The sequence below is a fragment of the Bosea sp. 124 genome (genome assembly GCF_003046175.1).
Classification (GTDB): Bacteria; Pseudomonadota; Alphaproteobacteria; order Rhizobiales; family Beijerinckiaceae; genus Allobosea.
Genome location: NZ_PZZM01000001.1, coordinates 2,442,672 through 2,469,580, shown reverse-complemented (window position 1 = coordinate 2,469,580; position 26,909 = coordinate 2,442,672). Strand labels below are relative to the sequence as shown.

The following is a 26,909-nucleotide window of genomic DNA, read 5'->3' as shown; positions in this document are numbered from 1 at the left end:
CGCACTGCCGGGCGGGTCGGCCGCGTCAGTGCGTGCTCCCGGCGCCAGCCGGCCCGGCGCCCGCGAAGCGCACCAGCACCGATTGCCCGGTCACCGGGGGCGCCGCAAGCCTGGCCCGGAAGCGCATCAGCACGGACGGCTCGAGCTCGCTGCGCGGCGGATCGGTCTTCCAGCTATAGAGCGTCTGCCCGGCCGCATCCTTCACCGCGACCTCGATCGGCGGCACTCGGGCGTTGCCCTTGGTGATGTTGGTGACGTCGCCCTCGACCACGAGGAAGCGGCCGGCGATGTCCTCGACCAGCCCGCTCTCGACCGAACTCAGTCTAAGGCCGCGGACATTCACCGAAAATCCCAGCGTTTCGAAGACGGAGGCGAGCTGCGGCGCCACACCGACGGCCCGGTCGCGCTGCCAGACCAGCAGGCCGAGCAAGGCGACCCCCGCGAGAGAGAGTGCCGCGGCAACCGCAACCGCACCGGCCCGTACCTTTTTGCCGTTCGGCCGCACCTTGCGGGTACCCGGGCGAAGGCCGCGCTTGCTGCGGACCGGAGGCGCGACGGGCTCTGGCTCCGCCTCGGCCTCGGCCTCGTCGCCGCGCTCGGCCGTCAGGGCCGAAACCTGCGCCTCGATCGCCGCGGCCTGCGCCAGTTCGTCGTTGAGCAGCGCCTGCGTCTCCTCGGCCGAAGGAATGTCCGGAATCTCCGGCTCCGGGGCGACGTGCCACAGGGTCTGGCAACTGGCGCACCGCACCTTGCGGCCCTCGGGACCGAGCTTGGCCCCGTCGAGTTCGTAGCGGCTGGCGCAGGAGGGGCAGACGATGAGCATGGCGGTCGCCGGAAGGCTCCCTGGCGTGGCGGGCTGCGGTTCGCATAGGCGCGGACGTCGTCGCGGAGGCTTTTCCGGCGCCGCGAATGCGTTCTTATTGGCATGGCTTATGGTTAACGCCGCGTGAAGAACTCTCCTGCATGCTGCCATTTCCGCGCCGGCTTTCCGGGAGGCCGCGCAACAGGTGTAGGATCGGTCGCAGAGATTCGCGGCCTGGACGGGGAAGCTGGGATTGGTTCGCTTCGAGAATGTCGGCCTGCGATACGGCATGGGCCCGGAGGTGCTGAAGGACATCAACTTCAGCATCGCACCGCGCTCGTTTCAGTATCTCACCGGGCCCTCCGGCGCCGGCAAGACGACCCTGATGCGCCTCGTCCTGATGGCGCTGAAGCCGACCCGCGGCCTGGTCAACCTCTTCGGACAGGACGTCTCGCGCCTCGATGCCGCGACGCTGACGGCCTTCCGCCGCCGCATGGGCGTGGTCTTCCAGGATTTCCGGCTGCTCGACCATCTCACCCTTTACGAGAACGTCGCACTGCCCCTGCGCGTGCTCGGCAAGGAGGAGGCGAGCTATCGCGCCGAGGTCGTCGAGCTCCTGCGCTGGGTCGGTCTGGGCGAGCGCATGCATGCCGTCCCGCCCGTGCTGTCGGGCGGCGAGAAGCAGCGCGCGGCCATCGCCCGCGCGCTGATCGGGCGGCCCGAGCTGCTGCTTGCCGACGAGCCGACCGGCAATGTCGATCCCGGTCTCGGCCGCCGCCTGCTGCGCCTTTTCATGGAGCTGCAGTCGCTCGGCACCGCGGTCGTCATCGCGACGCACGACCTCGGCCTGATGGAGCTCTACGACGCACCGCGCCTCGTCCTCGCCGACGGCCATCTCCATGTCGATGCATGAGCCCGGCAGCCGGGAGGTCGAGCGCGAGGAGCGCGCGCTGCCGAGCAATCTGCGGCGCGACCAGCCGCTGGTCCCGGTCGATTCGGTCGCCGGCCGCGCCCTGATGGCGGTGATCGCGATCCTGACCTTTCTCGCGGCGCTGAGCGCGGGCGCAGCCGTGCTCGCGGCGCGCGCCTCCGAGCAGTGGCGCGGCGCGGTCGCCAACGAGATGACGATCCAGATCCGCCCGGATTCGCGCCGCAACATCGAGGCCGACATCGCGCGTGCGGTCGCGATGGCCCAGGCCGTCGACGGCATCGAGGCGGTCCGCGCGGTGCCGCGGGCCGAATCCGACAAGCTGCTCGAACCCTGGCTCGGCACGGGGCTCGATCTCGTCGAACTGCCGGTGCCGCGGCTGATCGTGCTGAAGCTCCGCCCGGGCAAGGGGCCGGATCTGGCCGCCTTCGGCGCGGCATTGCGGCGCGAGGTTCCGACCGCGATCCTCGACGATCACCGCCTCTGGGTCCGCCGGCTTTCGACCATGGCGAGCACCATCATTTTGTCGGGCGCCGCAATCGTGTTTCTGGTGCTGATCGCGGCGGCGCTGGCGGTCGCCTTCGCCACGCGCGGCGCCATGGCCGGCAGCCGCGACAGCGTCGAGGTGCTGCATCTCGTCGGCGCCGACGACGCCTTCATCGCACGCGAGTTCCAGAGCCGCTTCGTCAGGCTGGGCCTCAGGGGCGGCGCTGTCGGCGGCTTCGCCGCCATCGTCGTCATCGCCCTGCTGGGCTGGCTGTCCTCGCGCTGGAGCAGCGCGCCCGAGGCCGAGCAGCTCCAGGCAATGTTTGGGGCCTTCGAGATCGGCTGGTCCGGCTATGTCGCGGTCATTCTCGTGGCGGTGGTCGTGGCTGCGATATCGGGGCTCGTATCGCGCTTCACCGTCAGGCATTATCTGCGCGTGCTGGCCTGGGGGGCAGCCTGATGTCGATCCGCGTGAATCCGGGCAGAGGCCCGCGGGCGTCCCGCTCCGGCGCGCAGGCGGCGCGCCGTCTCGGCCGCACCCGCGCTGCCGCGGTTATGCCCGATTGCCGCGATATCCTCAGGATATCATGGCGATGATCGGTACCCGGCACGAGGAACTGGCCTATGCCGCGCGCAACCCGAACCCGGCCGCTGTTGCCGCTCGGCGCGTGAGCCTCGCGCGCGTCGCATTCTGGGCTGCGCTCGTGCTGTCGACCGCCGCGCTGGTCGTGTTCGGTTGCGGCTATCTCCGCTTCGCCTCCGGCATCGTCAGCCGCGAGCCGGTTGCCGTGCCTCGCACTGACGCTATCGTCGTCGTCACCGGCGGCTCGCAGCGCGTCGGCGACGCCATCGGCCTGCTCGGCGCCGAGAGGGGGTCTCGCCTCCTGATCAGCGGCGTCAACGAGAAGACCAGCCGCGAGGAACTGGCCAAGCTCAATCCCTCGTCGCGCGAACTCCTCGCCTGCTGCGTCGATCTCGACTATCGCGCCCGCAACACCATCGGCAACGCCATCGAAGCGCGCCGCTGGGTGCGCAGCCACGGCTTCCGCTCGCTCCTCGTCGTCACCTCGAACTACCACATGCCGCGTACGATCGCGGAATTCGCCCATGCGATGCCCGGGATTCGCCTCGTTCCCCATCCGGTGGTGACGGACCAGATCGACACCGCGGGCTGGTGGAACCGCTGGAGCACCGTGAAGGTGCTCATGCCCGAATACGCCAAATACCTCGCGGCACGCCTGCGCAGCATTGTCGAGAGCGACCCCGAGACCTCGCGGCTCTCGGTCATCATCGGCGGTCGCAAGCCGGTCTCGTCGAAGCCCGCCGAGCAGATGGGACCCGAGCAGGAAAGACGCAGCCAGTTGAAAAACGGCGGCCAGGACGGCTGACATCGCCCGGGAGCGCTTGACGGCGGAGGAACGGCAAGGTCTTTGCGCGCCATGCTGATCCTGCGCTCGCTCGTCTTCAACATCCTGTTCTACGTGAACCTCGCCCTCTGGCTGGTCTTCGGGGCCTTTCCGGCGTTGCTGCTGCCGCGGCGCGCGCTGCTCGCGGTCACGGTCGCCTGGGCCACGACCGCGCTCTGGCTGATGCGGGTTGTCGCCGGCACGGATTACGAGATCCGTGGCCGGGAGAACATTCCGCCCGGAGGGCTGATCGTCGCCGCGAAGCACCAGTCCTTCTGGGAAACCTTCGTGATGATGATGCTCTTCAAGGACCCGATCTTCATCCTGAAGCGCGAACTGATCTGGATTCCCTTCTTCGGCTGGTGCCTGCACAAGTTCAGGATGATTCCGGTCGATCGCGGCGGCAAGGCCCGCGCCCTGGCCCAGGTCACGCGCCGCGCCAAGACCGAGCTCCGCGACAACGGCCGCCAGCTTCTGATCTTCCCCGAGGGCACCCGCCGAGCCCCCGGCGCCCCGCCGGCCTACAAGTTCGGCGTCGCCCATCTCTATGCCGAGCTTGGCCTGCCCTGCCTGCCGGTCGCGCTGAATTCCGGCCTCTACTGGCCGCGCCGCAAATTCCTGCGTCGGCCCGGCACGATCCGCCTCGAAATCCTGCCACCGATCCCGGCAGGGCTGGACAAAGCCGCTTTCCAGAAGCTCCTGCAGGAGCGGATCGAGACGGAGAGCGATCGGCTGCTGGCGCAGGGCCGCGCCGAGCTGGCGCAACTGGGGCTGGACCCGCTCGCCAAGACCTGATCCTGGGCCAAGACCTGATCCTCGCCTGGCCTGATCGGTCCCCGGACACGATGCGTTCGGCGAGACTGCTGACATAAGGCGGCAGCAGGTCCGATCCCCGCACAGCCAGGCCCCCATCGCGGCTCTTGACTCGCAGCGCCTTCGTTCTCATTTTGTCTTCAGAACAAAGGAGGAACGATATGGCCGCTCTCGCCTATCGACACCAGGATCACCGCAGCGCGTCGCGGCAGAGCGATCTCTTCACCGAGACGCGCTTTGGCGAGGACGAACCAGTCCAGGCGGCGCGGGAATTACCCATGCGCAGCACCGCCGGGCTCGGTGAGCGCCGCTTCACCGCCTGGCGCGGACGTTCCGGCCGGCGCTATGTCGCCTCGATCTTCGCGATCGGCGACGGGCACGCGCTCGGCTTCACCGACGCGATCCTGCTAGCCGTCTCGGGCGAAAGACGCATCCTGGCGGCCCGTGACAGCGGCCCCCTCGGCATCGAGGCCGCGCTGACGCGCTGGCAGCAGGCCGTCACCCAGGCCGGGGCCAGCGAGATCCATGTCCATCTCCTGGCCGAGGACGGCATCAGCCGCCGCGCCGCGCTGCTCGACCTGATGCCCGAGGTCTGAGGCCTCAAGGCTTCGGGCGCGGGGCCGCTCCAGGCGCCAGCGCCTGCGCCAGCCCGGCCAGAACGGGATCGTAGATGCCCATCTTGCGCAGATGCTCGTCGGTCAGCAGGACGTAATCCGGGTTCTCGCCCGAGCTGCCCCGGCCATGGCGCACCAGTGCGAGCTGCTGCTCGCGCGGCAGTCGGCCGGCATATTGCAGGTGCTTGCGGTCGGCGACATAGACCAGCGCCGTGACGCTCCGGCCGTCATCGAGGCGCACCGGCATCTGGCGTTCGAGATAGACCGCCGTCGCCTGCTCGCGGGCCCGCAAATAATCCACCGTCTCCTGCGCCCGCCTGGCTGCGACGCGAAAGGCGAGCCCCCGGCAGACGCCGCCGCGATCAAGGCCGAGCACCAGCCCCGGCCGCTCCGGCGTGCCGCGATGCACATGCGAGAAGATGCACAGCGACCGATGGTAGCCATGCAGCCGCGCCGGACTGCTCTCCTCGAAATCGAAGCCGGGCCGCCAGATCAGCGAGCCGTAACCGAAAACCCAGAGCTCGTTTTCGCCGAATACGGACGTCATGTCGCTCCCAAAACCCGCACGCCCCACAATTTGGCCCCGCCGGCCTGCTTGATGTCCGGCACCGCCCGCGCCACCCGGCTGGCGCCCCTATCCTGCGGGAGCTAACAATCTCCCGGCCTACAGCATTGCGCGAAAAAGTGGGAACCGGTTTTTCGCCGGAGCAATGCGACAACCTGAACGCAATGGACCGCCACCGCATGACCGATACCGCTTCCGGCCGCCGCCGTAGTCGCGCCTGGCTCTACGCCCCCTTCGTGCTGCTGGCGCTGGCCGCCCTCGCCTGGACCGGCTTCTGGTTCGTCGTCCGCAGCCGCGTGATCGATGCCATCGACACGGCGCTGGCGAAGGAGGCCGGGCTCGGTCGGAGCTGGACCTGCACCGACCGCGCGGTCACCGGCTTCCCCTTCCGTGTCGAGCTGCGTTGCGGCGCGCTCGCCTTGGCCTCGGCCCGCTGGGGCGAGGAGGTCAGGGTCCAGACCGGGCCAGCCCTGGCCGTCGGGCAGATCTATACGCCCAACCTCGTCATCGCCCAGATCACCGGCCCGCTCCAGGCGACCCTGCCCGAGGGCCGCAAACTCGATCTCTCCTGGACGAGGCTGGAAGCCAGCCTGAGGCATCGCAGCGGCGATCCAGAGCAGGTCTCGCTGGTGCTGACGGCCCCCAGCGCCAGTCTGACCGCACCGGGCCTCAGCCCCGAGACCTGGCAGGCGACGGCGCTTGAGGCCCACCTGCGCCGCAACCCGACGCGGCCTGCGGCCGATCAGGCGGTCGATCTCGCTATCACCGCCAAGGGCTCTGTCCTGCCCGCGCTCGATGCCCTGCTCGGCACGACCGAGCCCGGCGATGTCGACATCCAGGCCACGCTGACCCAGAGCGAAGCCTTCCGCATCGGCCTCAACCCCGACGCGCTCGAGGCCTGGCGCAATGCCGCCGGACAGATCGAGGTGACGCGGCTGGTCTCGGTCAAGGGTACGGCCCGCATCGAGGCGACCGGCCAGTTCCTGATCGACCAGACCCATCGCCCAGCCGGCCAGCTTCAGGCGTCGCTCGCGGGCATCCGGCAGATCGCGGGTGTGCCCGTCGGCGGGATCGCGGCCGGTCTCGGCGGCCTGCTCGGCGGGCGCCTGAGCGCACAACTGCCAGGCGTGGCGCCGGGCCTGACCGCTCTGCCGCCGATCGTGCTGCGCGAGGGCCGCGTCTATCTAGGCCCGATCCGCCTGCCGCTCCAGCCGCTGCCGGCGCTCTATTGAGCAACGAAAAAGGGGCGCGGAGAAACCGCGCCCCTGAGCCGTTCGCGAGATGGCAAGCCGCTACGCCGCCGGCAACGCCGCACGCGGAGATTCAATCCGCACCAGCGCCTTCTTGACCGCGTCCTGCACCTTTTCGAAGGCCCGCACCTCGATCTGGCGGACGCGCTCGCGCGACACCCCGAATTCCTCGGAGAGCTGCTCGAGCGTGATCGGGTCGTCAGCCAAGCGGCGAGCCTCGAAGATGCGCCGCTCGCGCGGATTCAGCACCTCCAGCGCCTCGCGCAGCGCCGAATGGCGGTTGTCGGCTTCCTCCGAATCCGCAAGGCGCCGCTCCTGGCTCTCGCTGTCGTCGACCAGCCAGTCCTGCCACTCGCCGTCGCCATCCTCACGCAGCGGCGTGTTCAGCGACGCATCGCCACCCAGACGGCGATTCATGTCGACGACGTCCTGCTCGTTGACGCCGAGCTTGGTCGCGATCTGCTTCACCTGGTCCGGGCGCAGATCGCCCTCGCCCAGTGCCGAGATCTTGCTCTTGGCCTTGCGCAGGTTGAAGAACAGCTTCTTCTGGTTGGCCGTGGTGCCCATCTTCACCAGCGACCAGGAGCGCAGGATGTACTCTTGGATCGAGGCCTTGATCCACCACATCGCATAGGTCGCCAGCCGGAAGCCCTTGTCGGGCTCGAAGCGCTTGACGGCCTGCATCAGGCCGACATTGCCCTCCGAGACGACCTCGCCGATCGGCAGGCCGTAGCCGCGATAGCCCATCGCGATCTTGGCGACGAGCCGTAGATGCGACGTGACGAGCTTGTGCGCCGCCTCGCGGTCGCCATGCTCCCGCCAGCGCTTGGCCAGCATGAATTCCTGATTCGGCTCCAGCATCGGGAACTTCCGAATCTCGTCGAGGTAGCGTGAAAGTCCGCCCTCGGCGGACAGGACGGGCAGCGAAGCACTCGCCATGCTCGTTCTCCTTGTCGGGCCCCCGCTTCGCGGCAGACCCACCGCGCGATCAACCTTCGCGCAGGTTCGGACGTCATGAACGGACCCAACGCGGGAACCTGTCGAGGGTTCGTGCCGGGCCGGTCATGTGCGGCGCCCCCTTGGCCATCCGCATCCGACCGCCACTATATGCCAACAGAGCTTGGCGGAAACTAGGCAACGAAGCCAGATCGGCTCACAGCCTCGCGAGCGCAGCTTGCAGATTTGCAAATTCGGCCGGCAGCTTCGACTCAAACAGCATCTCCTCGCCGGTGGTGGGATGCTCGAAACCCAGCACGGCCGCATGCAGCGCCTGGCGTCCCAATGCCGCCAGCGCCTCTCGTGCGGCCTCCGGCAGCCGGCCGGCCTTCGTCGCGAAACCGGAACCGTAGAGCTTGTCGCCCAGCAGCGGATGGCCGAGATGGCTCATATGCACGCGGATCTGGTGGGTGCGCCCGGTCTCCAGCCGGCATTCGACCAGGCTCGCCAGGGGCTCCGTCTCCTCGCCACCCTTCAGCAGCGGCGGATAGCGCTCCACCACGGTGTAGTGGGTGATCGCTTCGCGCCCGCGATCCTCGCCGACCACCATCATCTTCTCGCGGTTCTTGTTGGAGCGCTCGATCTGGGTCGTGATCGTGCCATGCGCCCGGCGTGGAAAGCCCCAGACGATGGCGAAATAGGCGCGCTGCAGCGGCCCGGTGCGGCCATGATCGGCGAACTGCTTGGCGAGCTTCTGATGCGCGCGATCGTTCTTCGCGACGACGAGCAAACCGCTGGTATCCTTGTCGAGGCGGTGCACGATGCCGGGCCTGCGGACGCCGCCGATGCCTGAAAGGCTCTCGCCGCAATGGGCGATCAGCGCGTTGACCAGCGTGCCGTCCTCATGCCCGCCGGCCGGATGCACGACGAGCCCGGCGGGCTTGTCGATGACGATCAGGTGCTCGTCCTCGTAGACGACATCGAGCGGGATGTCCTGGCCAACCGGATCGGGCGGGCGCGCCGCCGGCATGACGAGCGCGATCTCGTCGCCCTCGACGACCTTGCGCTTGCCGTCGCTGGCGACGACGCCGTTGAGGCGCACGCCACCATCCTTGATGACCTGCTGCAGCCGCGCCCGCGAAATCTCGCTGGCCAGCATCGCGAGCGCCTTGTCGAGGCGTTCGCCGGCCTGTTCGGCTGCGACATGCAGGGTGATTCCGGCGCCGGCCGGCGCCGCTTCGAGGTTCGTTTCGGATGTCATGCCCGACGCTATAGGCCGCGCAGCGGAGAGCCGCACGCCTTTTCACGTCGAAGGGGCGGAAACCAGAAACGCAACGACACGGCCCGCGATGGGTGCAGCCGAAAACGCGCCGTTACCCCGGGACGACCTTCGGTCGCGCGGGATGACGGCAGAGGTTCAGGCAATCCAATGGCAAAGCTCAGCCGAAGAGCCGGAACTTGCCCTTCTTGTCCTCGACCGGGGGCACCTCGTCGGGGCCCGGATCGTCGGGCGCATGCGCGACCGGGAAGATCACCGGCTTCGGGCGTGCATCCGGCACGACCACGGCCGCGGGCTCGGCCACAGCCTTCTTCGGTTCGGGCTTCGGCTCGCTGGCGGCCACCGGCGCAGCGACCGGCGCGGGCGCGGCCGGCGGCGCCGGGCTGGCCTCGGCCTCGGGCTTCGGCTGTTCCACGACGGGCGCAGGAGCCGCAGGGGGCGGAGGCGCGGGAGGCGGAGGTGGCGCGACCACCGCCGTGACGGCAGGCTCCGGCTCGACCGCCTCGGCCCGGGCCTCGATCAGCGGGGTCGAATCGTCGAGATCGGCAAGCACGTCGTCGAGCGCAGGTGCATGGCTGCCGAGCGTCGCCGGCGGCACCGTCCAGACGAAGGCGTCGAGCCGCCCGGAGATCGGCGAGACCGGCATCCAGCTATCCGAGACCAGCCCGTCCGCCACCCAGGCGGCATCGCGCGGTGCGCGTGTCGCCCGCGACAGCCATTCCCGGACGCGGCCGGCCGCACCGTGCTCGGCCTCCTCGAGTTCCGCCATCAGCAGGCAGACGCGCACCGAGGCACCGCCGGCCAGCAGCGGCTTCAGTGTCTCGCGCGCCTTGGCGAAGTCGCGCGCATGGATCGCGGCCCCCGCCAGCGCGAGCACGCCTTCGGGGTCGGAGGGCCGCAGCTTCGCCAGCGTGGTGGCCCGCGCCAGCCGGTCCTGCGCGCTGTCGCCCGGGCGGACATCGAGATAGGCGGCGGCGAGGTCGGGATGCGAGACCTCCTTCCAGGCGGCCTCCAGCAGCTTCACCGCCTTGCGGACATCGCCGCGCTCGGCGAGCATCCGCCCGGCGAGGGCTGCGGCCGGCGTCAGGCCGGGCGCGAGCTTGACCGCTTCGAGGGCGGCCGCCAGCGCCTTCTCAGGCTCGCTGCCGCGCGCTTCCAGCGCTTCCGCCGCGAGCAGAACCGCGCGCTGCCGCTTGGCCTCGGCCTTCTCGGCGAGACGCAGCGCCGCGCGGCGCTCGACGGCGGTGCGGGCCGCCTGCCAGTCACCCGAGCTGGTGTGGAAATCGAGCAGCGCGTCATTGGCCCAGGCGAGCGAGGGCGAGCGCCGCACCGCATCGTCGGCAAAGGCGCGCGCGGCGGCCATGTCGCCACGGCGCTTGGCCTCGACGAACAGGCCGCGCAGGCCGAGCACCCGCGTCTCCGGCTTGTCGAGCATCGTCTTGAAGGCGGCTTCCGCCCGGCCGCGATCGCCCGAGAGCTGGGCAGCTTGCGCCTCCAGCAGCAGCGTCAGCGGCTCGTCGCCGGCAAAGCGGCGCGCATCCACAGCGTGACGGCCGGCCGCAACCGGATCGCCTGCGCCGATGGCGACCATGCCGCGCGACACCGCCTCAAAGCCGCGCGCCCGGCGCCGCGACCGCGAGGCGAAGCTGAAAGCCGAGGGCAGGCCGAGCACGAAGCGCAGCAAGCCCCAGGCCAGCATCGCCAGCAGGGCCAGCACGACCACGCCGATGGCGCCGATCGCGACGCTGGTCTCGATCCGGTAGCCCTGCCAGAGCACGGAGACCTCGCCCGGCCGGTCGGCCAGCCAGACAGCACCGACCGCGAGGCAGGCGAATACGGCGAGATAGAGCAGTACGCGAACCATGAACCCTCAATCCTCCGTCAGCCGGCCACGCCGAGCGCGGCCACTGCATCCTGCGCGATTTTCGCAATCGCCGCATCCGCCGCCGCCCGCTTCTGCAAGGCGCCGCCGAAATCGGCGCTGGCGCGCCGCGCCGGCTCGGGCAACTGCCCCCACAAAGCGGCGGCCGCAACGATGTCGCCCTTGGCAATGGCGTTTTCGAGCCGCATCGGCAACGTCGCCGGATCGTTCGCGCCGGTATCGCCGACGGGGCGGATGCTGACGACACGGCTGGCGAGCCCGAGCAGCCGATCCTGCCAGCCGGCCGAAGCCGGCATGATCTCGCGCGCGAACATCGCCCGGTGGCTGCGCAATTGCACGAGCAGCGCATCCTTCGTCGGGGCGCCTGTTGCGGCGACGGCGTTCAGGGCCGCGAGCTGTTCCGGCGACCCGCCGCCCTTGCCAAGTGCCGCGACATCGGCAGCGAACGCCTGGCCGGCAGCGAGCGCGGACTGGACCCGCTCCGCCAGCACGATGCGCGCCGCAGCCAGCGCCTGCGGACTCGGCGCGGCAGCCGCCTTGGCCAGGGTCTCGACCGTGCCGATACGGGCCGCCGCGCGTTCGAGCTGTTGGCCGACCGCAGTGGCGGCGGCCTCCGCCCGCTGCGCCTGCGCGTTCAGCCCCGCGATCGCGCTGGCCTCGGGAACCTGCGCGCCCGCGACCTCGTTGACGCGAACCGTGGCCGCCTGGGCGGCCGCTCCGGCCTTCGCGGCAGCCTCCGAGGCGGCCGCGGCCTTGCGCTCGAGCGCGGTCGCGGCACCTTGCAGCGTGTCGAGGCGGCTTTGCAGCCCGGCGATCTGCTCGGGCGTGACCGCAGGGGTCGTCCGGCTCAGCGCCAGCATGACGAGGCCGGCACCGACCACGCCACCGACGAGGCCGGCCAGGGCGAGCGCCGGCAGGCGCGAGCGGGCGGGCTCGGGTGGCGGCGCATCGTCGGCCGTTGCAGACCCTGCGCCCGCCGCGGCCGCGCCAGCGAATTCCTGTGGCAGGGCCTCCGTCGGCAAAACCGCTTCCGGCGCCACATCGGCCCCGGCCGGCGTTGCCGCTCCCGGCTCACTGCCGATGGACGTATCCTCCACCGCGACGGCGGCAGCGGCTTCCTGCGCCGTCAGTTCGATCGTCGGAGGCGTCCGGCCCGACCTGCTGCCGGATGTGCCGCCGAGCGGGCTCTTCGGCTGGCTCTTCGGCGTCTCGGGATCGTTCATCGCGTCCTTGTCCGTCTCGACGCCCGGCGGCGCGACCGCGCCCTCTTTAACATCCCCGCCGAGGCGATTGCGAGCGGACACTTGGTCCAGCGCCGCCAGCAGAGCGGCCTCCTCCGGATGTTCGGCGACCAGCACCGTGCTCGCGCCGGCCGAGATCAGCGGTCCCGCGACATCCGCCGACAGCGCGACATGGGTGAGGTCGAGCAGCGGCTCCATCACGCCAGCATCGCGCGCCAGCGAAAGGCAGGTCCGCACGCCCCGTGCCGAATAATGCAGGGCGCCATCAACGCCGCCATCGCGCAGGGCTGCCTTCGCATGAGCAGGAAAAGCCGTGACCGCCTCGGCCGCATAGGCGGCCCAGATAGCCACCTCGAAGCCGGCCGCCATCAACTTGTCGCCGACATCCTCGTGCCGGTCGCGCCCGGCGATCAGCAGGAGCCGCGCCGGCACGGTCAGGTTGCCGCGAATCAGCGCGACGAGGTCGTCGCGGTTGCCGTTGGCGCTGCGTGCATCCTCGAAACCAGCCTCGCGCACCTTTGCGGCCGTCCGCCCGCCGACGGCAAAGACTGGCAGATCCCGCCAGGCTGGCGGCAGATCAGCGAGGGCGGGAACGGCGTTGCCGCTGGTCAAGACCAGCGCCGAGAACGGCCCCGGAGGCGCGGGCTCCGGCAGACGCGAGACCGCAAACAGCGGCGCCACGACCGGATCATGGCCGCGCGCGCGGATCGCCGCGGCGGTGCGCTCGGCCTCGGCCGGAGGGCGGAACACGAGAATGCGCATGCGATCTCCTTTCGGCATGCAGACCTTGTCGACATGCGGACCTTCTCGAAAAGGCCGGCTTCATCGACGTGGCGGCTTGCGCATCAATCCCGCGTGGCGGGCCTCGGCGCAAGCCGGCATGTTTCCATGATGCGGCGGTCCCGGTCGTCCGGAACCGCCCTTGCCCTAATCCGCGATGCAGATGCGAGTTCCCCGGAGCCCTTGGCCTTCTGCGCGCTCGCGCACTATACCGGAGGCATTCCGGTGCGAGAGCGCCGGAGGATCATCCGCCGGCCCCGGCCCCCTTCACCCGTTCCCGAGACCTGTCGACCGATCATGCGTGTTCTGGGGATAGAGACGACCTGTGACGAGACCGCGGCCGCGATCGTGTCGGTCGAGCGCTCCGGCGAGGTGAAAATCCTGTCGAACGAGGTGCTGAGCCAGATCGCGGCCCATGCCGCCTTCGGCGGCGTAGTGCCGGAGATCGCCGCACGCGCCCATGTCGAGGCCATCGACCGCGTCGTCGCCCGCGCTTTCGAGACAGCCGGCATGAAACCCGCCGATATCGACGCGGTCGCGGCCGCCGCGGGCCCGGGTCTCGTCGGCGGCGTCATGGTCGGCCTGACCACCGCCAAGGCGATCGCGCTGGTCACCGGCCGGCCCTTCATCGCGATCAACCATCTCGAGGCTCACGCCTTGACGGCGCGGCTGACGGACGATCTCGCCTTCCCCTATCTGCTCCTGCTCGTCTCGGGCGGGCATACGCAGCTTTTGGCCGTGCGCGGCGTCGGCGACTATCTCAAGCTCGGCGGCACCATCGACGACGCCGTCGGCGAAGCCTTCGACAAGATCGCCAAGATGCTCGGCCTGGCCTATCCCGGCGGCCCCTCGGTCGAGCGCGAGGCGCTGAAGGGCGACCCCGAGCGCTTCGATTTCCCGCGCCCGATGCAGGGCCGGCCCAATCCCGATTTCTCGTTGTCGGGCCTCAAGACCGCCGTCAGGCTGGTAGCCGAGCGCATCGCGCCGCTCTCGGACCGGGACGTCGCCGATCTCTGCGCCTCCTTCCAGGCCGCGATCGTCGATGTGCTGGTCGACCGCACGCGGGCGGGCCTGCGCGCCTGCAACGCCGCCGGCATCACGCCCTCGACGCTGGTCGTCGCCGGCGGCGTCGCCGCCAATCAGCCGATCCGGCGCGGCCTGACCAGGCTCGCGACCGAGGCCGGCCTGCCGATGGTCGCGCCGCCGCTGCCGCTCTGCGGCGACAATGGCGCGATGATCGCCTGGGCCGGGCTGGAACGACTGCGGCTCGGCATGGTCGACGACATGGGCGCGCTCGCCCGGCCGCGCTGGCCGCTCGACGAACTCCGGCCGCGCGATGCGGCGGCCACGGAAGAACAGCATAAGGAATGAGCACCGTCGGGGCGTTCCGGACCATCGGCGTCGTCGGCGCCGGCGCCTATGGCGCGGCGCTGGCCCTCGCGGCGGCACGGGCCGGTCGCGATGTCCTGCTCTGGGCGCGCGATGAGGCCACGGTCGCGGCGATCGGCCGCACACGTCAGGCGCCGCGCCTGCCGGGCGTCGTCCTGCCGGAGGCGGTCTCGCCGACGGCGTCGCTCGCGGCGCTCGCCGAAGCGGATGCGCTCATCGTCAGCGTCCCGGCGCAGAATCTGCGGGCGGCCTGCGACGCGCTGGCGCCGGTCCTGCCCCCGGGGCGGCCGGTGATCTCGGCCGCCAAGGGCATCGAGCAGGCGAGCGGGCTGTTCATGACCGAGATCGTCGCGCGGTCCTGGCCCGGCTCGCTGCCGGCGATCCTGTCGGGGCCCAGCTTCGCCGCCGATATCGGGCGCGGCCTGCCGACGGCGGTGACCCTCGCAGCCGGCGATCCGGATCTCGCGCAGGCATTGGCCGAGGCGCTGAGTTCGCCGGCCTTCCGCATCTATCACAGCGCCGACCCGCGCGGCGTCGAGATCGGCGGCGCGGCCAAGAACGTGCTCGCCATCGCAGCCGGCATCGCGATCGGGCTGGGCTATGGCGAAAGCGCGCGCGCCGCACTGGTGGCGCGCGGCTTCGCGGAACTCCGCCGTTTCGGCCAGGCCTATGGCGCACAGGGCGAGACCCTGATGGGACTGTCGGGCCTTGGCGACGTTGTCCTGAGCTGCGCCTCCCCGCAATCGCGCAACTTCGCCTTCGGACTGGCGTTGGGGCAGGGGCGGACCGTCGCGGACGCCGCCGGCGGCGCGCTCGCGGAAGGCGCCTTCACCGCCTCGATCCTGGCGGAGATGGCCCGCGCCCGCGGCGTGGAGATGCCGATCGCGGAAGCGGTTTCGGCCATCATCGCGGGCAGCAGCGGCGTGCGCGACGCGGTCACGGGCCTGCTCGCCCGCCCGCTTCGCGCGGAACTGTAAAGGGAGATCGAGCATGGCCGGGGATTGGTCTGATCTGACGAAACGGGTGGCGAAGGGCATTGCCGAGGTCCGCAAGACGACCGGCTCGGAGCTCGTCGCCGAGAGCATGCCCGTGGCGCTGGCCGGGCGCGTGCCGGCCGGCCCCGTGATCCAGCATCGCCGCCGCCGGGCGGAGGGTACGCACCGCTTCGTGCTGATCCTGCCCTTTGGCGAGGGCGAGGTACGAGTCGAGCTCGAGCCGCAGGACTACGCCGCCCTGACCCGCGAGATGGTGCGCTTCTGGAACGAGCAGGGGCCGGAGGCCTCGAAGCCGCCGGTGCCGCAGGCCGATGAGGGAGCCGGCGGGGAATAGCCGGTAGGCAGATAAGCGCGAATTCGCTATCGACGAATCCACTCATTTTCGACCCCGCTATCGTCCGGACATCCCATGGCCCACTGGCTCGTCAAATCCGAACCCTCGAAATGGTCCTGGGAACAGCAGGTCGCGGCCGGCCCGAAGGGTACGCATTGGGACGGGGTCAAGAACCACACCGCCAAGCTCCATCTGATGGCGATGAAGCAGGGTGAGCAGGTCTTCTTCTACCATTCGAACGAAGGCCTCGAGGTCGTCGGCATCGTCGAGGTCGTCAGGGAAGCCTATAACTGGATTCCGGGCGAGCCCTGGGTGCTGGTCGATTTCAGGGCGGTCAAGCCGCTGCCGAAGCCGGTGACCTTGGCACAGGTCAAGGCCGAGCCGAAGCTCGCGAAGATGTCGCTGGTCACCTCGTTCAGGCTCTCGGTCCAGCCGGTCGCCGACGACGAATGGGACATCGTCTGCAAGATGGGCGGGCTGTAAGGGCGCGCAAGGCACCATCCCTCTACCCCGAAAGTGCGAGCCCGCACCGGCTTGCCGCCGGTCGCCCGGCCCTTATGATGCGGCCATTCCAAGGAACGGACGCGACGTGCGCGCTGCGCCGGCCCGGTTCCGGAAGATGAATCCACGGCCCGAGGTATTTGGCCCAAGCAACCTGGCAAAAGCCAACTTGGCCCAACGAAAACGGCCCAATGAACACGGCCCAAGTCTGGGGAGACGCCTGCCATGACCGAGATTATCTATGACGTGCCCGCCGCCTGGGCCAAGAAGGCCTGGCTGAACGACGCCAAGTACAAGAAGATGTACGCCGCCTCGATCAAGGACCCGGACAAGTTCTGGGGCGAGCAGGGCAAGCGGATCGACTGGTTCAAGCCTTACAGCAAGGTCCGCAACGTCAGCTACAAACCCGGCAAGGTCGCGATCAAGTGGTTCGAGGACGGCACCACCAACGTCGCCTATAACTGCATCGACCGGCATCTTGCGACGCGTGCCAAACAGACCGCGATTATCTGGGAGGGCGACGACCCCTCCGAGTCGAAGAAGATCAGCTACGGCCAGCTCTACACCGAGGTCTGCAAATTCGCGAACGTCCTGAAAGCGCGAGGCGTCAAGAAGGGCGACCGTGTCACCATTTACCTGCCGATGATCCCCGAGGCGGCTTACGCGATGCTGGCCTGCGCCCGCATCGGCGCGATCCATTCGGTGGTGTTCGGCGGCTTCTCGCCGGATTCGCTGGCGAGCCGCGTCGAGGATTCCGATTCGAAGATCGTCATCACCGCCGATGAGGGCCTGCGCGGCGGCCGCGCCGTGCCGCTGAAGAAGAATGTCGACGCCGCCGACGCCAAGGTGAAGGGCGGCATCGGCACGGTCATCGTGGTGAAGCGCACCGGCGGCCATGTCACCATGCAGGACGGCCGCGACGTCTGGTATCACGACGAGGCGGCGAAGGCCTCGGGCCATTGCCCCCCGGCGGAGCTGAAGGCGGAGGAGCCGCTCTTCCTGCTCTACACCTCAGGCTCGACCGGCAAGCCCAAGGGCGTGCTGCACACCACGGCGGGCTATCTGGTCTACACCTCGATCACCCACCAATACGTCTTCGACTACCATGACGGCGACGTCTACTGGTGCACCGCCGATGTCGGCTGGGTCACCGGCCACAGCTACATCCTCTACGGGCCGCTCGCCAACGGCGCGACGACGCTGATGTTCGAGGGCATCCCGACCTATCCGACGATCTCGCGCTTCTGGGACGTCATCGACAAGCACAAGGTCAACACCTTCTACACCGCGCCGACCGCGATCCGCTCGCTGATGGGCGCCGGCGAGGAGCCGGTGAGGAAGACGAAGCGCAAGTCGCTGCGCCTGCTCGGCTCGGTCGGCGAGCCGATCAATCCGGAAGCCTGGGAGTGGTATCACCGCGTTGTCGGCGACAGGCGCTGCCCGATCGTCGACACCTGGTGGCAGACCGAGACCGGCGGCATCCTGATTACGCCGCTGCCCGGTGCGACGAAGCTCAAGCCGGGTTCGGCGACGCGGCCCTTCTTCGGCGTCAAGCCGGAGATCGTCGATGCCGAAGGCAAGGTCCTGGAAGGCGCCTGCGAGGGCAACCTCGTCATCGCCGAGAGCTGGCCCGGCCAGATGCGCACGGTCTATGGCGACCACAAGCGCTTCGAGGAGACCTATTTCGCGACCTATCCGAACAAGTATTTCACCGGCGACGGCTGCCGGCGCGATGCCGACGGCTATTACTGGATCACCGGCCGCGTCGACGACGTCATCAACGTCTCCGGCCATCGCATGGGCACGGCCGAGGTCGAATCCGCTCTCGTCGCGCATCCATCCGTCTCGGAGGCCGCGGTCGTCGGCTATCCGCACGACATCAAGGGCCAGGGCATCTACGCCTATGTCACGCTGATGTCCGGCGAGACGCCGACCGAGGCGCTGCGCAAGGATCTCGTCGCCTATGTCCGCAAGGAGATCGGCCCGATCGCCTCGCCGGATCTGATCCAGTTCGCGCCCGGCCTGCCCAAGACGCGCTCCGGCAAGATCATGCGCCGCATCCTGCGCAAGATCGCCGAGGACGAGTTCGGCGCGCTCGGCGACACCTCGACCCTGGCCGATCCGGCGGTGGTCGACGATTTGATCGAGAACCGCCAGAACAAGCGCAAGGCGGGCTAAGGCAAGCGCGGCCCGTCCGAGCCAGAGTGATCCTGGCGCGGAAACAGATCGTCATCCCGGAGTTCCGCTTCGCTGCGTCCGGGATGACGGAGGTGGTTGTTCAGACAACCATCTCACCGACTCACAAGGCCGCCGCCAGCACCTCGATCTCGACCTTGAAGTCCGGCAGGGTGAAACCCGAGACGATCATCAGCGTCGAGGCCGGCGGCGGCGTCGCGACATGGGCGTCGCGCGCCTCCATATAGCCCTTCATATGCGCGCGATCAGTGACATAGGCATTAATCCGCACGATGTCGGACAGCGTCATCCCCGCTTCGGCGAGGATCGCGGCGATGTTGGCAAAGCACAGATCGGCCTGCGCGCGCGCATCCTCGGGGATCGTCCCGTCGGCGCCGATCCCGAGCTGGCCCGAGCAGGCCACCAGCCGGTACCCCGGCGGCACCTCCATGCCATGGCTGTAGCGCGCGAAGGGCCGGGCGATCGAGGGCGGGGCGAGCGGCGTCAATGCGGGCAATATCACAGCGGGCGGCGTCATCGGTATCTCCTGAAGGGCGATACCACTATGCCTTCGGAGCCGTTCCGGAACCAGATCGTCCGCTGCGGGTTCGCAAGCCCGACGGCTTGGGCTATGGACGCATCTGGTGATCACGCTCATGTCACGTTCACCGGGCTGGTCTAGGCTTGATGAGGGGCAATCGGGCTCCTGTCCGGGCCTGCAGCGCAAGATCGATCGGAACCGAGGCATCATGACCAAGACGACCGCGACAATGGCCATGACATGGAAGGCCGCCGGCCTGCTGCCTTTGCTGGCGCTGACCGCCTGCGCCGGTTCCCAGCGCTTTGTCGGCGGTCCTGGCCCGGCCCCCGCCTATGGGCAGCAGAGCCTGCCCTCGGCGCCGCCGATCAGCTCCGCGCCGGTGACCTCCGAACCGCTGCCGCCGCCGGGTGGATATCCGGTCGCCGCGGCCCAGCCCGGTGCCCTGCCGCCCCCGCAGGACCCCTTCTACAGCCCCAACCCCACCGGCATGCCGCAGCAGACACCGCCGCCCGCCACATCGCAGACCGGCGACATCCCGACGCTGCGCGGCGGCAGCGGCCCGATCGCCACGCTCGGCGCCGGCGCGAACAATGCGCGCCCCGCCGTCAGTTCGCGCGACGGCGTCATCGGCAACTGGACGGCCAAGGAAGCCACCGGCAGCTCCTGCAAGGTGCAGTTGTCGAGCGCGCCGGCACTCGATCTCTACCGCGCCAACGCCGCCGGCTGCGCCAATCGCGACCTGCAGAAGGTCACCGCCTGGGATTACCGCGACGGCGAGGTCTATCTCTATCAGCAGGGCGGCACGGTGGTGGCGCGGCTGCGCACGTCGAGCGGCGGTGCGATGGACGGCGCCGTGACCAAATCCGGCGCCGCCCTGTCGCTCAGCCGGTAGGGCTGCCGCTCAGGCCCCTAGCGAGCGGCCGAAGAAGGCCGGGCGCCAGAAGCGGCGCTGCAGCGAAAGCGCCATCGCCGCGAAGCCCCGCGCCGTATCGAACGCCTCGTCGAGGATGGTGAAAGGCGTCGGGCCGCCGGTCGCGATCACGCCCTCGACATCGGCATAGCCACCCGCGAGATCGGCCTCGAAATTCCGCGCCAGCCGCCGCATCGCGGCGTTTTCCGGCAGGCAGGTCATGTAAAGCGTGCGGATGCCGCGATTGCGCGCCGCCGTGATCAGCCGGCCGAACAAGGTCCCGCCGATGCCGCGCCGGCGCCACTCCCTCTCGACGCTGAAGGCGGCCTCGCCGGTCTGCGCGACGATGTCCTCGAGCCCGCGCAATTCGGCGGCGCCCCGCACCTCGCCATCCTCGATATAGGCATAGACCAGCCCGCCGACGCCGAAGGTCGTGACCGCGTAATTCTCGAGGAAGCCGTCATTGACGGCCGTTCCGAAACGCTCGCGACGGGTCACGTCGTCGAGTCTCAACAGATGCGCCTTGAAAAGGTCGCGCTCCGCGGGCCACAGCCGGCGGACTTCGCCTTGGCCGGTCATTGTGCCGGCCTTCTTGGAACGAGCCAATTGTCATCTCCTGCTAACAGCGCTGGATGCGCGCTACCGACCAGGAGGCGAATCTTCCCTAACTCGCCCCGGAAAATGCGCCTTAATCCCCGAATTGCAAGGGGCGCCGCAGCAGGGGCATGCGGCATTTTTGGGCATGGTGAACAGCGCGGCGGCGCCAGCGCCGGGCTGTTCCGGACGCTATTCGCGGTCGATCGGCCAGGCCTTGAACACCTCGAGCGCCTCGCAGGCCCTGGCCTGTGCCGCCAGCGCCGGCCAGCGCTCCTCGGGTACGACATCCGGGATCACGAAACGACAGAAGCCCCAGGCGATCGCCGCGGCGATGTCGCACGGCAGCAGCTCGGGGCCCGCCGTCAGCTCGCCGCGCAGGGCAGCCGCATCGAGCAGGTCGAGCGCGATGTGGAGCTGCGTGACGATGCGCTCCTGCCAGGGAGCGTAGCGCTGCGCCTCGGGCCGCTTGCGCTCGTACTCGACCGAGACCGCCTTGTCGGCGGCGACGATGGCGATGCCGGTCAAGGCGAGGTCGCGCATCCGCGCCCCACGCTCGAGCGGGCGAAGGGAACGGCCGGCGACATCCTCGAAATGTTGGGTGATCAGCAGCGATTCACAGATCACCGTGCCGCCATCGGTGATCAGCGTCGGCGCCTTGATCAGCGGGTTGAGCGCCCGGAAGGCGTCCATATGGCGGAAGACCGAGACCGAGCGATGCTCGAAATCGATCCCGAGCAGCGTGCCCGTTATGGCGGCGCGGCGGACATAGGGGCTATCCAGCATTCCCACGAGCAACATCAGCGGTCTCCATTGCGGTTTGGGCGAGATTGCCGGCAACGGCGCGCAAAGCCACGCCAAATCGCGTGATGGCGAGGATCACGCCGGTTGATGCGCTTCGACCTGCACCTCCGTCTCGGTCTCGAATCCGGATGTGAAACCCAGCGTGACCCCGTGCTCGCGCGCCGCGATCTGGCAAGGGTCCCAATAGGGCGAGCCGCCGAAGCGCTCCACCAGCAGGTCGATCAGCACTCTGACCTTGCCCGGCACATAGGCTCCCGGCGGCCTGACCACGTAAAGCGCGTGCTCCTGCATCGGGTAGCCCCACAGCAAGGGCTCGAGCAGCCCGTCCCGGATCGCATCGCTGGCGATGAAGGTCGGCAACTGCACGATGCCGAGCCCGGCTCTCGCCCACGCCAGCAAAGTCTCGCCGCTGTCGGAGCGCAGCCGGCCCGTCGGCCTGACCGAAACCCGGCGCTTGCCAACCCGGAAAGTCCAGTCGGGCGAGTTGGTGCCGGTGTAGAGCAGGCACTCGTGCTGGGCGAGATCGGCCGGGCTGGCCGGGCGCCCCTTCTCCGCCAGATAACCGGGGCTGGCCAGGATGATGCCGTGGACCGGCGCGATCCTCCGCGCGACCAGGCTCGAATCCTTCAGCGTGCCGATCCGGATCGCGGCATCGAAGCGCTCGCCGATCAGGTCGACATAGCGGTCGCTGGCCTCGACATCGATCTCCAGCCGGGGATGGCGGCCGGCGAGTTCGCCCAGAACCGGCGCGACATGGCGGTTGCCGAAGGTCAGCGGCATCGACAGCCGCAAGCGGCCTGACACGCCCGACGCCTGCGCCACCGATTCGCGGGCCTCGACAAGGTCGGCGAGAATGCGCTCGCCGCGCGCCTTGAATTCGAGGCCGGCTTCGGTGGCCGCGACGCCGCGCGTGGTCCGGCTCAGCAGCCTCGTGCCAAGATCGGCCTCCAGCCGCGATATCCGCCGGCTGACGACTGATTTCGCCAAGCCGAGATTGTGGGCAGCGCGCCCGAAGCCGCCGGTCTCGGCCACGGCGATGAAGCTGCGGATGTCGTCGAGTTCGGACATCGCGTTCCTCCTGAAGCAACAGTCTGGTGCTTCTTATAGGCGTTCTGTTGCGTTCCATGAACTCCTATCTTGTCGGTCATCGAACCCGTTCCCGGTTTCAGGATCAAACATCATGTCCACCCTTCTCGTCCTCAACAGCAGCGCCTCGGGCGCGGCCTCTGTGTCCCGGCAGCTCATCGAGGAGACGGTCACCCGCCTGCGCGGCCAGGATCCGGCCCTCAAGGTGGTCGAGCGCGATCTTGGCACCAGCCCCGTGCCGCATCTCACCGCCGATTCCGCGGCCGCCATCCGCGGCACGGAGCCCGCCAACGAAGCGCAGACGCAAGCGAGGGCGCTGTCCGACGCGCTGGTCGAAGAGCTGAAGGCCGCCGATGTCATCGTCATCGGCGCCCCGATGTACAATTTCGGCATCCCCTCGACGCTGAAAGCCTGGTTCGATTACGTGCTGCGCGCCGGCGTGACCTTCAAATACAGCGAAGCGGGCCCCGAGGGCCTTCTCAAGGGCAAGCGCGCCATCGTCGTCGAAAGCCGCGGCGGCCTCTACAGCTCGGGCCCGGCCCAGTCGCTGGATTCACAGGAGCCGCATCTGCGCACCCTGCTTGGCTTCATCGGCATCAGCGACGTCACCTTCGTGCGCGCCGAAAAGCTGGGCTACGGCCCCGAGGCGCGCCAGCAGGCGATCAACGACGCCCAGGCCGAGCTCGCCAGGGTCGCCTGAGCGCCACAGGGTTCGCCCGAAGAAAAAGCCCGCCCCGGAAAACCGGAGCGGGCCTTTTTTTGATGTCGGTCTGGCCAGTTGCAGCGGAATCTCCTCCCACCCTCGTCACGAGGGCGGAAGGGACGTCCAGGACTCAGGCGCTCTCGCCGACGGCCTGGAGATAGAGATCGAGGATCGCCTCCTCCTCGGCGCGCTCATTGGCGTCGCGCTTGCGGATGGCGATGACCTTGCGCAGCACCTTGACGTCGTAGCCGTTGCCCTTGGCCTCGGCATAGACCTCCTTGATGTCGTCGGAGATGGTCTTCTTCTCTTCCTCGAGACGCTCGATGCGCTCCACGATGCTCTTGAGCTGGTCGCCCTGAACCGGATCGTCCATCTGGTATCCTTCTCGATGATGGCGGAAATTTTGGATGAGGGGAGATTTGGCCGGAGGGTTCGCATCGCGCGCCCCCCGCCGTCAAGCCGCAACCGGGCGATGGCGGGCAACTCTCAACAGTCCCGTGTCCGGCCCGCCGGTCGGAGACGCCGCGCGTAGGGCCGCCGGCCAGGCAGCCTGCCTTCTCACCGGACATCGCCTCGAAAAGTATGATTATACCGGCAAAAGCCTGATGACGTCCGCCGCCCCGCGACTTAAAAGAATCGCAACGAAAGTCGATGCGATCGACTGGACAGACGGGCGGAACGGGGCGGCCTTGCAGCGATCCAACGACGGGACCGACCGGATGCGCGCCGATGCACGCGCCATCTTCGACGCCGCCGTCGGGCGCGCCCATCCGTCCGGATGCCTGCCGGCGCATCTGCCGCCTGCCCCCGCCGTGGGCCGCCTGATTCTGCTCGCCGCCGGCAAGGCCGCCGGCAGCATGACCGCGCTGGCGGAAGCGCATTATCTCGATTCGGGCTTTCCCCCGGAGCGTCTCGTCGGTCATGCCGTGGCGCGGCACGGCTACGAGGCCAGGACGCGCCACATCCCGATGGTCGCGGCCGGCCACCCCGTGCCGGACCAGGGCAGCATCGACAGCGCCACCCGCGCGCTCGAGCTGGCAGCCTCGGCGACAGCCGACGATCTGGTGCTGGTCCTGCTCTCGGGTGGCGGCTCGGCCAACTGGGTCGCGCCGGCCGGCGCCCTCACCCTCGCCGAGAAACAGGCGGTCAACAAGGCGCTGCTGCGCTCGGGCGCGCCGATCGGCGAGATGAACATCGTCCGCAAGCGGCTCTCGCGCATCAAGGGCGGGCGGCTCGCTTTGGCCGCGGCTCCGGCCCGGCTGCTGACGCTGGCGATCTCCGACGTGCCCGGCGACGAGCCGACCGCGATCGCGTCGGGCCCGACTGTCCCCGATCCGACGACGATGCAACAGGCCCGCGCAATCGTCGCGCGCTACGGTCTCGATCTCCCGGCGGCGGCCCGGGCCCTGCTCGATGACGACGCCAGCGAGACGCCGAAGCCAGGTCACGATGCCTTCGCCCGAACCGAATTCCGCATCATCGCGCGTCCCGCCGAGGCCATTGCCGCCGCCCATGCCGCAGCCGCGTCGGCCGGTTACGCGGTCCATGATCTCGGCGCCGATCTCGAAGGCGAAGCCAGCGAGGTGGCTGGGCGCCACGCCGCGCTCGCGCGCTCGCTCCAGCGGGAGGGGCGGCGCGCCGCGCTCCTCTCCGGCGGGGAACTGACCGTGACGCTGCGCGGCAAGGGACGGGGCGGGCCGAACCAGGAATATGCGCTGGCGCTGGCTATCGCGCTCAATGGTGCGCCCGGCATCGTCGCGCTCTCGGGCGACACCGACGGCACCGATGGCGGCGGAGGCGAAGCGACCGACCCCGCCGGCGCGATCGTCGACGAGACGACGCTGGCCCGCGCGCGGGCGCTCGGCCTCTTTCCTGCCAGATCGTTAGCGGAGAACGACTCCACCGGCTTCTTCGAGCCGCTCGGCGACCTCCTGCGGACGGGGCCGACCTTGACCAATGTGAATGATTGCCGCGTCATCCTGATCGAACCCGAGAGATGAACCGCACCCGACGATCGATCCTGCGCCTCGCCTTGCTCGCGGGCGGCCTGCTCGCCGGGGCGGCCCCGGCCTGGGCCGACCTGCGCATGTGCAACACCACCGGCAGCCGCGTCGGCGTCGCGATCGGTTATCGCGACGCCCAGGGCTGGACCACCGAGGGCTGGTGGAACATCGGCCCCCGCGCCTGCGAGACCCTGCTGCGCGGTACGCTGGCGGCCCGATTCTATTACGTCCACGCCATCGACTACGACCGCGGCGGCGAGTGGACCGGCAAGTCCGTGATGTGTACCCGCAACAAGGAATTCACCATTCGCGGGATAGAAGACTGTCTGGCTCGCGGCTACGATCGCGCCGGCTTCTTCGAGGTCGATACGGGTGAACAGAAGAGCTGGACGATCCAGCTCACCGACACCACCGGCAGCGCGCCTGCGCGGCCCTGAGGGACATTCCATGAAGCGCGAGCGCCGCATCAAGATCATCGCCACACTGGGGCCGGCCTCCGCCACCTCCGAGATGTGCGCGAAGCTGTTCGAAGCCGGCGTCGACGTCTTCCGCATCAATATGAGCCACACCCAGCGCGAGACGCTGCCCGAGAAGATCGCGATGCTGCGCGCGCTGGAGACGCAGTTCCGCCGCCCGGTCGGCATCCTCGCCGATCTTCAGGGCCCGAAGCTGCGTGTCGGCGCCTTCGGCGGCGATGGCGGGGTGACGCTGGAGAACGGCGCCCGCTTCACGCTCGACTCCGACCCCGCTCCCGGTACGGTCAAGCGCGTCCACCTGCCCCATCCGGAAATCCTGAGCGCGCTGGAGCCCGGCCACACCCTGATCCTCGACGATGGCAAGCTCCGCCTCGTCGTCGAGAAGGCGAGCGAGAAGCAGGCCGTGACGCGCGTCGTCGTCGGGGGAAGGCTGTCATCGCGCAAGGGTGTCAGCCTGCCCGACACCACGATCGCCGTCTCGGCCATGACCGAGAAGGACCGCTCCGATGCCGAGGCCGCAGCCGAGGCCGGGGTCGACTGGATCGCGCTCTCCTTCGTGCAGCGGCCCGAGGACATGGCCGATCTCCGCAAGATCGTGCGCGGGCGGGCGCTGGCGCTGGCCAAGATCGAAAAGCCCCAGGCCCTGATCCGGCTGGAGGAGATCATCGACGCCTCGGACGCGATCATGGTGGCGCGCGGCGATCTTGGCGTCGAGATGCCGCTGGAAAAGGTGCCCGGCACCCAAAAGCGCATCACCCGCATGTGCCGCCGCAAGGGCAAGCCGGTCGTCGTGGCGACACAGATGCTGGAGAGCATGATCACGAGCCCGGTGCCGACCCGCGCCGAGGTCTCCGACGTCGCCACCGCCGTCTTCGAGGGCGCCGACGCCGTGATGCTCTCGGCCGAGAGCGCGGCCGGCCAGTTCCCGATCGAGGCGGTGCAGATGATGAACCGCATCGCCGAGGAGGTCGAAAGCGAATCGATCTATCGTTCGATCCTGGAGGCGCAGCGCGCCGAGCCGGAAGCGACCGGCGCGGACGCCATCGCCAAGGCCTCCCACGAGATCGCCGACACGCTGAACCTCAAGGTCATCGCCGCCTGGACCTCATCCGGCTCGACCGCTTTCCGCCTCGCTCGCGAGCGGCCGAACTCGACCGTGATCGCGCTGACGCCGAACCGCGCCACGGCGCGGCGCCTGACCCTGGTCTGGGGCGTACATTCGGTGGTGACCAAGGATGCCAACGACATCGACGACATGGCCTCGCGCGCCTGCAAATTCGCGGTGCGCGAACGCTTCGCCAAGCTCGGCGACCGCATCATCGTCGTGGCCGGCGTCCCCTTCGGAACACCCGGCGCCACCAACATGGTCCGCATCGCCTTCGTGGCGAAGGAGCATGTCGAGAAGGCGTGACGGCC

The 26,909-nt window shown here is 69.2% G+C and carries 27 protein-coding genes; 16 read left to right on the top strand and 11 right to left on the bottom strand.

The annotated features are described in order from the left end of the window. Nucleotides 1-25: 25 nt before the first annotated feature. Nucleotides 26-823, bottom strand: coding sequence for a zinc-ribbon domain-containing protein (locus tag C8D03_RS11635; RefSeq protein WP_181300909.1), 798 nt, complete (start codon nucleotides 821-823; stop codon nucleotides 26-28). A gap of 232 nt (nucleotides 824-1,055) precedes the next feature. Here C8D03_RS11635 and ftsE point away from each other — a divergent pair, with 232 nt between their 5' ends. From ftsE to C8D03_RS11610, 5 genes are all read left to right on the top strand, one after another. After that, nucleotides 1,056-1,715 carry a cell division ATP-binding protein FtsE gene (gene ftsE / locus C8D03_RS11630; RefSeq protein WP_108046402.1) on the top strand — a complete coding sequence of 220 codons (660 nt, stop codon included), beginning with the start codon at nucleotides 1,056-1,058 and terminating at the stop codon, nucleotides 1,713-1,715. Then, nucleotides 1,702-2,676: a cell division protein FtsX gene (locus C8D03_RS11625; protein ID WP_248308435.1), complete on the top strand. Its 975-nt coding sequence runs from the start codon at nucleotides 1,702-1,704 to the stop codon at nucleotides 2,674-2,676. Before ftsE ends, C8D03_RS11625 begins: the two co-directional genes overlap by 14 nt. A gap of 133 nt (nucleotides 2,677-2,809) precedes the next feature. Further along, the gene (locus tag C8D03_RS11620; protein ID WP_181300907.1) at nucleotides 2,810-3,604 is read left to right on the top strand and encodes a YdcF family protein; all 795 of its coding nucleotides are present in this window, start codon (nucleotides 2,810-2,812) and stop codon (nucleotides 3,602-3,604) included. 51 nt (nucleotides 3,605-3,655) lie between these two features. Then, entirely contained in the window at nucleotides 3,656-4,417 is a 762-nt protein-coding gene (locus tag C8D03_RS11615; protein WP_108046400.1) for a lysophospholipid acyltransferase family protein, read from the top strand. A gap of 179 nt (nucleotides 4,418-4,596) precedes the next feature. After that, the gene (locus C8D03_RS11610) at nucleotides 4,597-5,031 is read left to right on the top strand and encodes a hypothetical protein (protein WP_108046399.1); all 435 of its coding nucleotides are present in this window, start codon (nucleotides 4,597-4,599) and stop codon (nucleotides 5,029-5,031) included. A 4-nt stretch (nucleotides 5,032-5,035) separates the two neighbouring features. Here the strand turns inward: C8D03_RS11610 and C8D03_RS11605 are convergent, their stop codons facing one another. Then, nucleotides 5,036-5,596 carry a gamma-glutamylcyclotransferase gene (locus C8D03_RS11605; RefSeq protein WP_108046398.1) on the bottom strand — a complete coding sequence of 187 codons (561 nt, stop codon included), beginning with the start codon at nucleotides 5,594-5,596 and terminating at the stop codon, nucleotides 5,036-5,038. Between the two features lie 197 nt (nucleotides 5,597-5,793). Here C8D03_RS11605 and C8D03_RS11600 point away from each other — a divergent pair, with 197 nt between their 5' ends. Continuing rightward, nucleotides 5,794-6,846 (top strand): DUF2125 domain-containing protein, encoded by a 1,053-nt coding sequence (locus tag C8D03_RS11600; protein WP_181300905.1) that lies wholly within the window; start codon nucleotides 5,794-5,796, stop codon nucleotides 6,844-6,846. A gap of 60 nt (nucleotides 6,847-6,906) precedes the next feature. On the opposite strand, the gene rpoH is transcribed toward C8D03_RS11600, so the two are convergent. From rpoH to C8D03_RS11580, 4 genes are all read right to left on the bottom strand, one after another. Next, nucleotides 6,907-7,803, bottom strand: coding sequence for an RNA polymerase sigma factor RpoH (gene rpoH / locus C8D03_RS11595; protein ID WP_108046396.1), 897 nt, complete (start codon nucleotides 7,801-7,803; stop codon nucleotides 6,907-6,909). Nucleotides 7,804-8,017: 214 nt separating this feature from the next. Beyond that, complete coding sequence (locus tag C8D03_RS11590; protein ID WP_108046395.1) at nucleotides 8,018-9,061, bottom strand: RluA family pseudouridine synthase; 1,044 nt, start codon at nucleotides 9,059-9,061, stop codon at nucleotides 8,018-8,020. A 178-nt stretch (nucleotides 9,062-9,239) separates the two neighbouring features. Continuing rightward, the gene (locus tag C8D03_RS11585) at nucleotides 9,240-10,943 is read right to left on the bottom strand and encodes a heme biosynthesis protein HemY (protein ID WP_108046394.1); all 1,704 of its coding nucleotides are present in this window, start codon (nucleotides 10,941-10,943) and stop codon (nucleotides 9,240-9,242) included. 17 nt (nucleotides 10,944-10,960) lie between these two features. Then, complete coding sequence (locus C8D03_RS11580) at nucleotides 10,961-12,964, bottom strand: uroporphyrinogen-III synthase (protein ID WP_181300903.1); 2,004 nt, start codon at nucleotides 12,962-12,964, stop codon at nucleotides 10,961-10,963. Nucleotides 12,965-13,279: 315 nt separating this feature from the next. Here C8D03_RS11580 and tsaD point away from each other — a divergent pair, with 315 nt between their 5' ends. The 5 genes from tsaD (at nucleotide 13,280) to acs (ending at nucleotide 18,379) form a co-directional block, all read left to right on the top strand. Then, nucleotides 13,280-14,353, top strand: coding sequence for a tRNA (adenosine(37)-N6)-threonylcarbamoyltransferase complex transferase subunit TsaD (tsaD, locus tag C8D03_RS11575; RefSeq protein WP_108046392.1), 1,074 nt, complete (start codon nucleotides 13,280-13,282; stop codon nucleotides 14,351-14,353). Beyond that, nucleotides 14,350-15,348 (top strand): NAD(P)H-dependent glycerol-3-phosphate dehydrogenase, encoded by a 999-nt coding sequence (locus C8D03_RS11570; RefSeq protein ID WP_108046391.1) that lies wholly within the window; start codon nucleotides 14,350-14,352, stop codon nucleotides 15,346-15,348. The genes tsaD and C8D03_RS11570 overlap by 4 nt, the downstream gene beginning before the upstream one ends. Before the next feature lie 13 nt (nucleotides 15,349-15,361). Further along, nucleotides 15,362-15,700: a hypothetical protein gene (locus C8D03_RS11565; RefSeq protein ID WP_108046390.1), complete on the top strand. Its 339-nt coding sequence runs from the start codon at nucleotides 15,362-15,364 to the stop codon at nucleotides 15,698-15,700. Nucleotides 15,701-15,775: 75 nt separating this feature from the next. Further along, nucleotides 15,776-16,183 (top strand): EVE domain-containing protein, encoded by a 408-nt coding sequence (locus C8D03_RS11560; RefSeq protein WP_108046389.1) that lies wholly within the window; start codon nucleotides 15,776-15,778, stop codon nucleotides 16,181-16,183. A 243-nt stretch (nucleotides 16,184-16,426) separates the two neighbouring features. Further along, entirely contained in the window at nucleotides 16,427-18,379 is a 1,953-nt protein-coding gene (acs, locus tag C8D03_RS11555) for an acetate--CoA ligase (RefSeq protein ID WP_108046388.1), read from the top strand. A gap of 121 nt (nucleotides 18,380-18,500) precedes the next feature. Here the strand turns inward: acs and C8D03_RS11550 are convergent, their stop codons facing one another. Further along, nucleotides 18,501-18,914 carry a RidA family protein gene (locus C8D03_RS11550; RefSeq protein WP_108046387.1) on the bottom strand — a complete coding sequence of 138 codons (414 nt, stop codon included), beginning with the start codon at nucleotides 18,912-18,914 and terminating at the stop codon, nucleotides 18,501-18,503. A 211-nt stretch (nucleotides 18,915-19,125) separates the two neighbouring features. On the opposite strand from C8D03_RS11550, the gene C8D03_RS11545 reads away from it, so the two are divergent. Next, complete coding sequence (locus C8D03_RS11545; protein ID WP_465246440.1) at nucleotides 19,126-19,809, top strand: AprI/Inh family metalloprotease inhibitor; 684 nt, start codon at nucleotides 19,126-19,128, stop codon at nucleotides 19,807-19,809. A gap of 9 nt (nucleotides 19,810-19,818) precedes the next feature. Here the strand turns inward: C8D03_RS11545 and C8D03_RS11540 are convergent, their stop codons facing one another. The 3 genes from C8D03_RS11540 to C8D03_RS11530 all read right to left on the bottom strand — a co-directional run bounded on the left by C8D03_RS11540 (nucleotide 19,819) and on the right by C8D03_RS11530 (nucleotide 22,293). Next, nucleotides 19,819-20,433, bottom strand: a complete 615-nt coding sequence (locus C8D03_RS11540) for a GNAT family N-acetyltransferase (protein WP_146170151.1) — start codon at nucleotides 20,431-20,433, stop codon at nucleotides 19,819-19,821. Nucleotides 20,434-20,613: 180 nt separating this feature from the next. Further along, on the bottom strand, nucleotides 20,614-21,222 hold the full coding sequence (locus tag C8D03_RS11535) for a glutathione S-transferase (RefSeq protein ID WP_108046385.1): 609 nt from the start codon (nucleotides 21,220-21,222) through the stop codon (nucleotides 20,614-20,616). 78 nt (nucleotides 21,223-21,300) lie between these two features. After that, nucleotides 21,301-22,293: a LysR family transcriptional regulator gene (locus C8D03_RS11530; protein WP_108046384.1), complete on the bottom strand. Its 993-nt coding sequence runs from the start codon at nucleotides 22,291-22,293 to the stop codon at nucleotides 21,301-21,303. 112 nt (nucleotides 22,294-22,405) lie between these two features. On the opposite strand from C8D03_RS11530, the gene C8D03_RS11525 reads away from it, so the two are divergent. After that, nucleotides 22,406-23,011 (top strand): FMN-dependent NADH-azoreductase, encoded by a 606-nt coding sequence (locus tag C8D03_RS11525; protein ID WP_108046383.1) that lies wholly within the window; start codon nucleotides 22,406-22,408, stop codon nucleotides 23,009-23,011. Between the two features lie 133 nt (nucleotides 23,012-23,144). Here the strand turns inward: C8D03_RS11525 and C8D03_RS11520 are convergent, their stop codons facing one another. Next, on the bottom strand, nucleotides 23,145-23,387 hold the full coding sequence (locus C8D03_RS11520) for a DUF2312 domain-containing protein (RefSeq protein WP_108046382.1): 243 nt from the start codon (nucleotides 23,385-23,387) through the stop codon (nucleotides 23,145-23,147). 346 nt (nucleotides 23,388-23,733) lie between these two features. On the opposite strand from C8D03_RS11520, the gene C8D03_RS11515 reads away from it, so the two are divergent. From C8D03_RS11515 to pyk, 3 genes are read left to right on the top strand one after another with little or no spacing between them, the layout of a single operon-like run. Further along, complete coding sequence (locus C8D03_RS11515; protein WP_108046381.1) at nucleotides 23,734-25,014, top strand: glycerate kinase type-2 family protein; 1,281 nt, start codon at nucleotides 23,734-23,736, stop codon at nucleotides 25,012-25,014. Continuing rightward, a complete protein-coding gene (locus C8D03_RS11510; protein ID WP_108046380.1) occupies nucleotides 25,011-25,454 on the top strand; it encodes a DUF1036 domain-containing protein in 444 nt (147 codons plus the stop codon). The genes C8D03_RS11515 and C8D03_RS11510 overlap by 4 nt, the downstream gene beginning before the upstream one ends. Nucleotides 25,455-25,464: 10 nt before the next feature. Further along, nucleotides 25,465-26,904 (top strand): pyruvate kinase, encoded by a 1,440-nt coding sequence (gene pyk / locus C8D03_RS11505; protein ID WP_108046379.1) that lies wholly within the window; start codon nucleotides 25,465-25,467, stop codon nucleotides 26,902-26,904. The last annotated feature ends 5 nt before the right edge of the window (nucleotides 26,905-26,909 follow it).

Excerpts from the sequence above, each read along its gene's own strand:
- C8D03_RS11635 (WP_181300909.1), bottom strand. The coding sequence starts at position 823 with ATGCTCATCGTCTGCCCCTCCTGCGCCAGCCGCTACGAACTCGACGGG.
- C8D03_RS11625 (WP_248308435.1), top strand. The coding sequence starts at position 1,702 with ATGTCGATGCATGAGCCCGGCAGCCGGGAGGTCGAGCGCGAGGAGCGC.
- C8D03_RS11620 (WP_181300907.1), top strand. The coding sequence starts at position 2,810 with ATGATCGGTACCCGGCACGAGGAACTGGCCTATGCCGCGCGCAACCCG.
- C8D03_RS11615 (WP_108046400.1), top strand. The coding sequence starts at position 3,656 with ATGCTGATCCTGCGCTCGCTCGTCTTCAACATCCTGTTCTACGTGAAC.
- C8D03_RS11610 (WP_108046399.1), top strand. The coding sequence starts at position 4,597 with ATGGCCGCTCTCGCCTATCGACACCAGGATCACCGCAGCGCGTCGCGG.
- C8D03_RS11605 (WP_108046398.1), bottom strand. The coding sequence starts at position 5,596 with ATGACGTCCGTATTCGGCGAAAACGAGCTCTGGGTTTTCGGTTACGGC.
- C8D03_RS11600 (WP_181300905.1), top strand. The coding sequence starts at position 5,794 with ATGACCGATACCGCTTCCGGCCGCCGCCGTAGTCGCGCCTGGCTCTAC.
- rpoH (WP_108046396.1), bottom strand. The coding sequence starts at position 7,803 with ATGGCGAGTGCTTCGCTGCCCGTCCTGTCCGCCGAGGGCGGACTTTCA.
- C8D03_RS11590 (WP_108046395.1), bottom strand. The coding sequence starts at position 9,061 with ATGACATCCGAAACGAACCTCGAAGCGGCGCCGGCCGGCGCCGGAATC.
- C8D03_RS11585 (WP_108046394.1), bottom strand. The coding sequence starts at position 10,943 with ATGGTTCGCGTACTGCTCTATCTCGCCGTATTCGCCTGCCTCGCGGTC.
- C8D03_RS11580 (WP_181300903.1), bottom strand. The coding sequence starts at position 12,964 with ATGCGCATTCTCGTGTTCCGCCCTCCGGCCGAGGCCGAGCGCACCGCC.
- tsaD (WP_108046392.1), top strand. The coding sequence starts at position 13,280 with ATGCGTGTTCTGGGGATAGAGACGACCTGTGACGAGACCGCGGCCGCG.
- C8D03_RS11570 (WP_108046391.1), top strand. The coding sequence starts at position 14,350 with ATGAGCACCGTCGGGGCGTTCCGGACCATCGGCGTCGTCGGCGCCGGC.
- C8D03_RS11565 (WP_108046390.1), top strand. The coding sequence starts at position 15,362 with ATGGCCGGGGATTGGTCTGATCTGACGAAACGGGTGGCGAAGGGCATT.
- C8D03_RS11560 (WP_108046389.1), top strand. The coding sequence starts at position 15,776 with ATGGCCCACTGGCTCGTCAAATCCGAACCCTCGAAATGGTCCTGGGAA.
- acs (WP_108046388.1), top strand. The coding sequence starts at position 16,427 with ATGACCGAGATTATCTATGACGTGCCCGCCGCCTGGGCCAAGAAGGCC.
- C8D03_RS11550 (WP_108046387.1), bottom strand. The coding sequence starts at position 18,914 with ATGACGCCGCCCGCTGTGATATTGCCCGCATTGACGCCGCTCGCCCCG.
- C8D03_RS11545 (WP_465246440.1), top strand. The coding sequence starts at position 19,126 with ATGACCAAGACGACCGCGACAATGGCCATGACATGGAAGGCCGCCGGC.
- C8D03_RS11535 (WP_108046385.1), bottom strand. The coding sequence starts at position 21,222 with ATGTTGCTCGTGGGAATGCTGGATAGCCCCTATGTCCGCCGCGCCGCC.
- C8D03_RS11530 (WP_108046384.1), bottom strand. The coding sequence starts at position 22,293 with ATGTCCGAACTCGACGACATCCGCAGCTTCATCGCCGTGGCCGAGACC.
- C8D03_RS11525 (WP_108046383.1), top strand. The coding sequence starts at position 22,406 with ATGTCCACCCTTCTCGTCCTCAACAGCAGCGCCTCGGGCGCGGCCTCT.
- C8D03_RS11520 (WP_108046382.1), bottom strand. The coding sequence starts at position 23,387 with ATGGACGATCCGGTTCAGGGCGACCAGCTCAAGAGCATCGTGGAGCGC.
- C8D03_RS11515 (WP_108046381.1), top strand. The coding sequence starts at position 23,734 with ATGCGCGCCGATGCACGCGCCATCTTCGACGCCGCCGTCGGGCGCGCC.
- C8D03_RS11510 (WP_108046380.1), top strand. The coding sequence starts at position 25,011 with ATGAACCGCACCCGACGATCGATCCTGCGCCTCGCCTTGCTCGCGGGC.
- pyk (WP_108046379.1), top strand. The coding sequence starts at position 25,465 with ATGAAGCGCGAGCGCCGCATCAAGATCATCGCCACACTGGGGCCGGCC.